The sequence below is a fragment of the Lacrimispora amygdalina genome (genome assembly GCF_900205965.1).
Taxonomy (GTDB): domain Bacteria; phylum Bacillota; class Clostridia; order Lachnospirales; family Lachnospiraceae; genus Lacrimispora; species Lacrimispora amygdalina_A.
Genome location: NZ_OAOF01000014.1, coordinates 141269 through 148047 on the forward strand (window position 1 = coordinate 141269; position 6779 = coordinate 148047).

7 protein-coding genes and 1 tRNA gene are annotated in these 6779 nt (G+C 39.9%); 1 reads left to right on the plus strand and 7 read right to left on the minus strand.

Annotated elements, in window-relative coordinates:
* Positions 1–97: 97 nt before the first annotated feature.
* From CRO04_RS17960 to CRO04_RS17980, 5 genes are all read right to left on the minus strand, one after another.
* Complete coding sequence (locus tag CRO04_RS17960; RefSeq protein WP_097005620.1) at positions 98–1288, minus strand: iron-containing alcohol dehydrogenase; 1191 nt, start codon at positions 1286–1288, stop codon at positions 98–100.
* 129 nt (positions 1289–1417) lie between these two features.
* Positions 1418–2320 (minus strand): LysR family transcriptional regulator, encoded by a 903-nt coding sequence (locus tag CRO04_RS17965; protein ID WP_242974544.1) that lies wholly within the window; start codon positions 2318–2320, stop codon positions 1418–1420.
* Between the two features lie 5 nt (positions 2321–2325).
* A complete protein-coding gene (locus CRO04_RS17970; protein ID WP_097005622.1) occupies positions 2326–3009 on the minus strand; it encodes a redox-sensing transcriptional repressor Rex in 684 nt (227 codons plus the stop codon).
* Positions 3010–3040: 31 nt separating this feature from the next.
* Complete coding sequence (queA, locus tag CRO04_RS17975) at positions 3041–4078, minus strand: tRNA preQ1(34) S-adenosylmethionine ribosyltransferase-isomerase QueA (RefSeq protein ID WP_097005623.1); 1038 nt, start codon at positions 4076–4078, stop codon at positions 3041–3043.
* Between the two features lie 61 nt (positions 4079–4139).
* Complete coding sequence (locus tag CRO04_RS17980) at positions 4140–4931, minus strand: hypothetical protein (protein ID WP_097005624.1); 792 nt, start codon at positions 4929–4931, stop codon at positions 4140–4142.
* Positions 4932–5044: 113 nt separating this feature from the next.
* Between CRO04_RS17980 and CRO04_RS17985 the strand changes: the two genes are divergently transcribed.
* Positions 5045–5116: transfer RNA gene (locus CRO04_RS17985), tRNA-Arg, on the plus strand.
* Between the two features lie 419 nt (positions 5117–5535).
* On the opposite strand, the gene CRO04_RS17990 is transcribed toward CRO04_RS17985, so the two are convergent.
* Positions 5536–5997 (minus strand): hypothetical protein, encoded by a 462-nt coding sequence (locus tag CRO04_RS17990; protein WP_097005625.1) that lies wholly within the window; start codon positions 5995–5997, stop codon positions 5536–5538.
* A gap of 13 nt (positions 5998–6010) precedes the next feature.
* Positions 6011–6652 carry a hypothetical protein gene (locus tag CRO04_RS17995; protein WP_097005626.1) on the minus strand — a complete coding sequence of 214 codons (642 nt, stop codon included), beginning with the start codon at positions 6650–6652 and terminating at the stop codon, positions 6011–6013.
* Positions 6653–6779: the final 127 nt, after the last annotated feature.

The window sequence follows — 6779 nt, forward strand, 5'->3', positions numbered from 1 at the left end:
ATTTTCGCTGTCAAATTCCTTTTCATGCACTTTAGGCGCAGAACCAAACGGTTCTGCGCCTAAAGCACACATTGCATACATTTTATTGGAGATTATCTTAAAAATCTACCTCTTTATCATAGTAACAACAGGTTAACAGCTTCTCCATCTCTGCCGGCGTAATCGCCCTTGGATTGGAGCCGGTGCATGCATCACCAACTGCTAACTCAGCTACTGCCGCTAATTTATCATTGAACTCTGCTTCGTCAATGATTCCGCCTTCGTATTCCTTAATACAGGTTGGAATATCCAGCTTTTTGTTCATGGAACGGATCTCCGCAATCAATGCATCAACCAGTTCTTCATTGCTGCTGCCCTCTAAACCAATGAAACGGGCAATCTCACCATAACGCTTTGCTGCTTCTGCATCTTTGGCGTTAAATTTAATTACTTTCGGAAGATACATGGCATTGGCACAGCCATGCACAATGTGTCCGCCTGAATAAGCAGCTCCTGTTTTATGAGCCATGGAGTGAACGATTCCAAGAAGTGCATTGGAAAATGCCATACCTGCAAGGCACTGGGCATTATGCATACGGTCACGTGCTGCCATGTCTCCGTTATAAGAATCAATCAAATCATTATGTATCATCTTGATCGCATGAAGCGCAAGAGGATCGGTGTAATCGCAGTGAAGGGTAGAAACATATGCTTCCATCGCATGGGTAATTGCATCCATACCTGTATGGGCTGTCAGTTTCTTAGGCATTGTCTCAGCCAGATCCGGATCAACAATTGCCACATCAGGTGTTATATTAAAGTCAGCAAGGGGATACTTAATACCCTTGTTATAATCGGTAATAACGCTGAATGCCGTAACTTCAGTAGCAGTACCGGAAGTAGACGGAATCGCGCAGAACTGTGCTTTCGTTCTTAAAGTCGGGAAATTAAAGGGGATACATAAATCCTCAAAGGTTGTATCCGGATATTCATAAAATGCCCACATTGCCTTTGCCGCATCAATTGGTGATCCGCCGCCGATTGCAACGATCCAGTCCGGTTCAAACTCCCGCATCATCTGAGCACCCTTCATCACGGTCTCAACGCTGGGGTCTGGTTCTACACCTTCAAACAGCTTTACTTCCAAACCAGCTTCTTTTAAATAAGATACAACTCTGTCAAGAAAGCCAAAACGCTTCATGGAACCGCCGCCAACAACGACAATTGCTTTCTTTCCCTTTAAGTTTTTTATTTCTTCCAGGGAGCCTTTTCCATGATATAAGTCTCTCGGTAATGTAAATCTAGCCATTGTAAAACCCTCCTTGTAAAATTCCTGTCGTTTCTATGCAATAATTGTAGTTCAAACACGATAGAATTACAAAGGTAAAAAAATATATATCAGTATATAAATACTGATATATATTTAACATTCTTATTATTACAATTCCTCTTTTACTCCGTTTAACTTCTCTAGAAATTTCTTATCCCATTCAGATAACGTATATCCCTTTCTTAAGATCAATGCATCCCGGTAGTTTTTCTTTTTTGCACAATGTCTTACCACCAGCTGATACCGTTTTAGCTGCTGTTCCGGCATGGGAGACACCCACATATAGGTCATAGGATTATCACACAAAAGCTGAAACTGGCTGCCCCTTTCATACACATAAATCCGTTTTGAGGATTTGGGATAACTTTTTCCTTTTCCAAACTCATCGCTCCTGCCGGGGCCACCGTCACCATGTACAATTTCAATAAAATCTGAGAGATCCTCCGCTTCTATCATTCTCTTGTCAGCCAGAGGATTGGCATCAGACAAGAGAATACTCAGCGAATACTCTAAAACTGATTCCATTAACAGACCTTTTGCCGCAATCTCCCTGGCATAATACTTTTCTGAATTAACCGGATAACGGATAATACCCAGGTTATATTCCCCTGTTTCCACATCTCTTATGGTATCTGCGGAATTGGTTTCACGAAGCCATACATTCATAGTAGCTCCCTCTCCGGCTTCCTCGATAAATCTGGAAAATGCGGTACTGATATAACTGGCTCTCGGCATAGATAAGGAAAACTCCACGCCGTTTACCTCTCCGGTCTTATAAAGATGCTCCATTTCATCGATCTGAACGAGCACATTTCTTGCATGCTCTAAAAATATCCTCCCCCTGGCAGTTGGAACAACTCCTTTGGGAGTCCGCTTAAAAATTGGTGCCCCAAGTCCTTCCTCCAGAGTCTTGATCGCCTTGCTCAAATTCGGCTGATCCATGTATAGATTGGCTGCCGCCTGTGTGATGGAGCCTGTCTTCTCCACTTCTACTGCATACTGCAATAACACGGTATTCAATCATCTTCCTCCTTTGTATCCTGCCACATATTCTTCTCTGCTTCATAAAGATATTTTGACAATGCTGCCAGAGATACTGCCATATTCTCATTCTGAACCAGGATATGGGATGGAACAGACAAATGAACCGGTGCAAAATTCCAGATCGCTTTCACACCTCCGGCAACCAGTCTGTCGCATACTCCCTGGGCATACTCGGCAGGGACAGTAATAATTCCGATGTGTATATTCATTCTCTGGCAGAGGTTTTCCAGTTTATCCATGGAAAGGACCATCTTTTCTCCAACCCTGGTGTTCACCTTTCTTCCGTCAGAATCAAAAGCCATAACAATTTCAACTCCGTACTGCTCAAACCCTTTATAGGAGAGCAGTGCTTTCCCCAGATATCCCACACCAACAAGTGCCGCCTGATTGGTATTATGAAATCCAAGGAACTCCTCCATATCGGTAATTAATTCCCTGATTACATACCCCATCTTAGGTTTTCCTGCTGTTTTAGCAACCAGTGCCAGATCCTTTCGGACCTGAACTTCATTTAACTGAAGATCTGAAGCAATGGCAGGAGCAGAGATGGTTTCCAGACCTTCATTGCATTTTCTTTCCAGATAATGATGGTAAATGGGAAGGCGTTCCAGTGATTTTCTGGATATTCCCCCGACCATATGTTTTTTTTCTTCCATAATGACCTCCCCCAGTCTCTTTTCGTAACAATCAGTTTTTACGGTCTGTCAGGAACATAGCATCGCCAAAGCTGAAGAAACGGTATTTTTCCCGAACTGCTTCTTCATATGCATGAAGTACATGATCTCTCCCCGCCAATGCAGATACCAGCATAATTAAGGTGGACTCCGGCAGATGGAAATTGGTAATCAGACAATCCAGTATCTTAAAACGATAACCTGGATAAATAAATATCTCAGTCCATCCGCTTCCTGCCTTTAATATACCGTCATCCGTTGACGCGGATTCCACGGTTCTGCAGCTTGTGGTTCCAACGCAGACAATCCTGCCCCCATTGCGTTTGGCATCATTTACCTTTTTTGCTTCCTCTTCTTCTACAATATAGAATTCGGAATGCATGTGATGAGCTTCTATCTCATCGACCTTAACCGGGCGGAATGTTCCAAGTCCCACATGGAGTGTAACATGGGCGATCTCCACTCCTTTTTCCTGTATCTCCTTTAATAAATCTTTTGTAAAATGCAGACCAGCAGTCGGTGCCGCAGCAGATCCTTCGTTCTTGGCATAAACAGTCTGATACCGGTTTTTGTCCTGAAGCTGGTGCGTAATATAAGGAGGCAGAGGCATCTGTCCAAGCTGATCCAGAATCTCTTCAAAGATTCCTTCATAGGAAAACTGGATCAGGCGGTTTCCTTCTTCTACCACATCAATAACAGTACCTGTCAGAAGTCCGTCTCCAAATGAAATGACGGTTCCCACTTTTGCTTTCTTTCCCGGTTTAACAAGAGTTTCCCAGATATCATTCTCTCTTCTCTTTAATAGAAGAATCTCAATCTTAGCCTGGGTCCCTTCCTTAACTCCAAACAGTCTGGCCGGAATTACCTTGGTATCATTAATAACCAGGCAGTCTCCCTTTTTTAAATAATTCAGTATGTCCCTAAAATGTCTGTGCTCCATCTCTCCTGTATGCTTGTCCAGAACCAAAAGCCTGGAAGCAGAACGGTCCTCTAAGGGATCCTGGGCAATCAGCTCCTGGGGTAAATCAAAATAAAAATCTCTGACGTTCATTAAACTACTCTCCTTTATCAAAAATGCTCCTCTGCACGGTGCAACGCAGAGAAGCATCTGTTTACATATTGTTCGAATCGCTGGCAGATTCACCGGACGGCTCACTGGCTGATTCACCAGTTGTTTCTGCAGCAGCTTCCGGCGCTTCCTCCCCATTCTTCAGGGCATTATAAACTGCCAGAAGATTTTCATCGGACTTTAAAGCCTTCTCAAGACCTTCGTTTACCTCTTTCGCCATCTTTTGTACTTCCTCAGAATGGTTTACTTCTTCCATAAATTCAGATTCTTCACTGCTGTTATCCGCTGCCAGGTAACAGCTCCCATCCGGTGCTGTCTTTGCATAGCAGACAATCAGACTTGGTGCCATCGTCTCTGCCTGTCGAAATTTAATATCAAATCTGACATAAACAACATAGTCTCCATCTGCAATCCCAGGTGTGGTAAAGCACACCAGATTATCAAAACTCTGATAAAACTTTACTTCTTCTTCCATTCTGGAAAGCAGCTGATCTAAACTCTCTTCTCCCGTATTACCTCCGTAAACCTGGGAAAGCGCATCTTTGTCACAGCTCTTTCTGGCATTAAAATATGACTTCATCAAATCATTTACTTCCGGCACTGCATCCTTTTGCAGCGCAACTTTTACCTTCTGCGGCTGACCCGAAGTACTTTCTGACGGCGAACCCTCTGCCTTGGCAGAGACCGTTTCCGGCTCTTTTCCGGTCTGTCCGGTTTTGTCCAAAACTACCACCGTCATGATCAGTATTACTGCAACCAATGGTATGGCAAGAAATTTTAAAAACCGTCTGGTTTCCTCTTTCATCCCTTTCCATTTTCCTATTAAGTCCTTCATATAGGCCTGACCTCCTGGAGAAACAATCTCGTCTTTATTCTATCAAAAAAACAGCCAAAAATCAACAAATAACTCTTGCGCTTTAAAACAATCTATAGTAGAATGTAAAAGATGCATCTGTAGCTCAGTGGATAGAGCAGTGGCCTCCGGAGCCGCGTGCGTAGGTTCGATTCCTATCAGATGCACTATTTTTTTGCCCGGAAATAATTCTCTGAAACCTTGATTTTTACGGGGTTTACTCTTGCTTATCTGATTTTACTATTGTTACCAGTTTTCCAGTTTTTACTATTTTTTATGATTTTTACTGAATTATAATGGATAGTTAATAGGTCAAAATAGTCACATCAACCTCTATCATCACGTTTTTAGTCTCCATTCCGATGAAAAGCTGGCTTTAATATTGGATTACTGTTCTTATATGGCTTCCACTTATACAGTATATTTAACCCTGTCCGCATTATATTCCTTAATTTTTCCCCTTAAATCAATCAGTTTGGACATACTCTAATGTTGAAAAGAAATGGCATTACAAAACATGCAAGATTGAAATACAAAAAGGAGGCGAAATTACGCCTCTTTTTTGTATTTAAGATTCCTTTATGTTTTAACTATGTTTTTTCAAAAATAATCCTTCTTGCTGTGCTAATTGTTCAAGTAATTGTAATACTTTATCTGGTGCATTAAAAACAGCAACCGAAAATTCTCCTTTAATACTAATTAGAAAGTGGAACTCAGGAAAAAGAATTTTCATGCTTGAAAAATCTTTTAATATAATCTGACGAATAATATACGCTAATTTTTTAGGTGTATTATTCCTAATATTTATCTCAAATGGAAAATTAAAATCTTTTGGTATTTTTTTTATAGGTTCTATCAAATATATCTCACATTGATAATAATATATTAACTTTAAGATTATCCTGGTAATTTTTTTTGAAAATGTTTTAAGATAACTCTTTACAAAATATTCTTCTAATTCTAAATAACTGGGGTCATTAGTATTATATGGAATATAATCAATATAATAATAATTTTCAGATTCAAAAGAATCTATATCTTCATACATAAAAATTCTCCTTCTATTTTCCTAGTACTTCACCATTTTCTCCTAATGAAGCCACTCTGTTACCTGATTTGTCTTTTAACTTCCATTTTCTTCCTCCATGATTAGCAGTATCTTTATCAATCGTCCAACCTTTTTTTTCTTTATAAGTAGTTCCATTATCATTTTTAACCTTTTGATCAAACTTACCTAAATCAACATCTCCGTTTTTATCTCGTAGTCTTGATGGAATTTGGGCTCTTACTTGAGCTATTTCACGAGCACTAGAATTGCTTAACCAGTTTGTTATGGTATCATAGAGCCAAGATCCGGCTTTAACAGCACCATAACCTGCAACAATAATAACCGTTCCAGCAAAAGCAATTTCTCCTATTCCAGGAATAAAATAAACTACTGTCGGTGCTGCCATTCGGGTATTTGAACTATTTGTTGACTTAACTAATTCTGCCTTTTTTAGTAACTCTTCAAATTCCGCTTTAGTATAATAATCACCTTTAAGATATACCCCATCATCTGTTATAATAATGTTGGCAGTAGATTCTTTTGTGGAGTAATTTATTTTTAAGTCAGTATTGGCAAAAGCAGTTGTGTTCATACTTACCAACATCGTTACAACAAGCAGTATTGATAAAAATCTTTTTAATTTAATACATTTCATTTTGTTATCTCCTCGTATAATATTTTTAAGATACATAAATGTACCTTGATAACTTAATTAATTTTGTTCAATAGGCTTAGTTAAGCCCATGATATAATTGTCTTAGTGTCAATCAGGTAATAGTTCT

Bases quoted from the DNA above. Each gene is read 5' to 3' on its own strand.
- CRO04_RS17990 (WP_097005625.1), bottom strand. From the start codon at position 5,997: ATGTATGAAGATATAGATTCTTTTGAATCTGAAAATTATTATTATATT.
- CRO04_RS17970 (WP_097005622.1), bottom strand. From the start codon at position 3,009: ATGGAAGAAAAAAAACATATGGTCGGGGGAATATCCAGAAAATCACTG.
- queA (WP_097005623.1), bottom strand. From the start codon at position 4,078: ATGAACGTCAGAGATTTTTATTTTGATTTACCCCAGGAGCTGATTGCC.
- CRO04_RS17960 (WP_097005620.1), bottom strand. From the start codon at position 1,288: ATGGCTAGATTTACATTACCGAGAGACTTATATCATGGAAAAGGCTCC.
- CRO04_RS17980 (WP_097005624.1), bottom strand. From the start codon at position 4,931: ATGAAGGACTTAATAGGAAAATGGAAAGGGATGAAAGAGGAAACCAGA.
- CRO04_RS17995 (WP_097005626.1), bottom strand. From the start codon at position 6,652: ATGAAATGTATTAAATTAAAAAGATTTTTATCAATACTGCTTGTTGTA.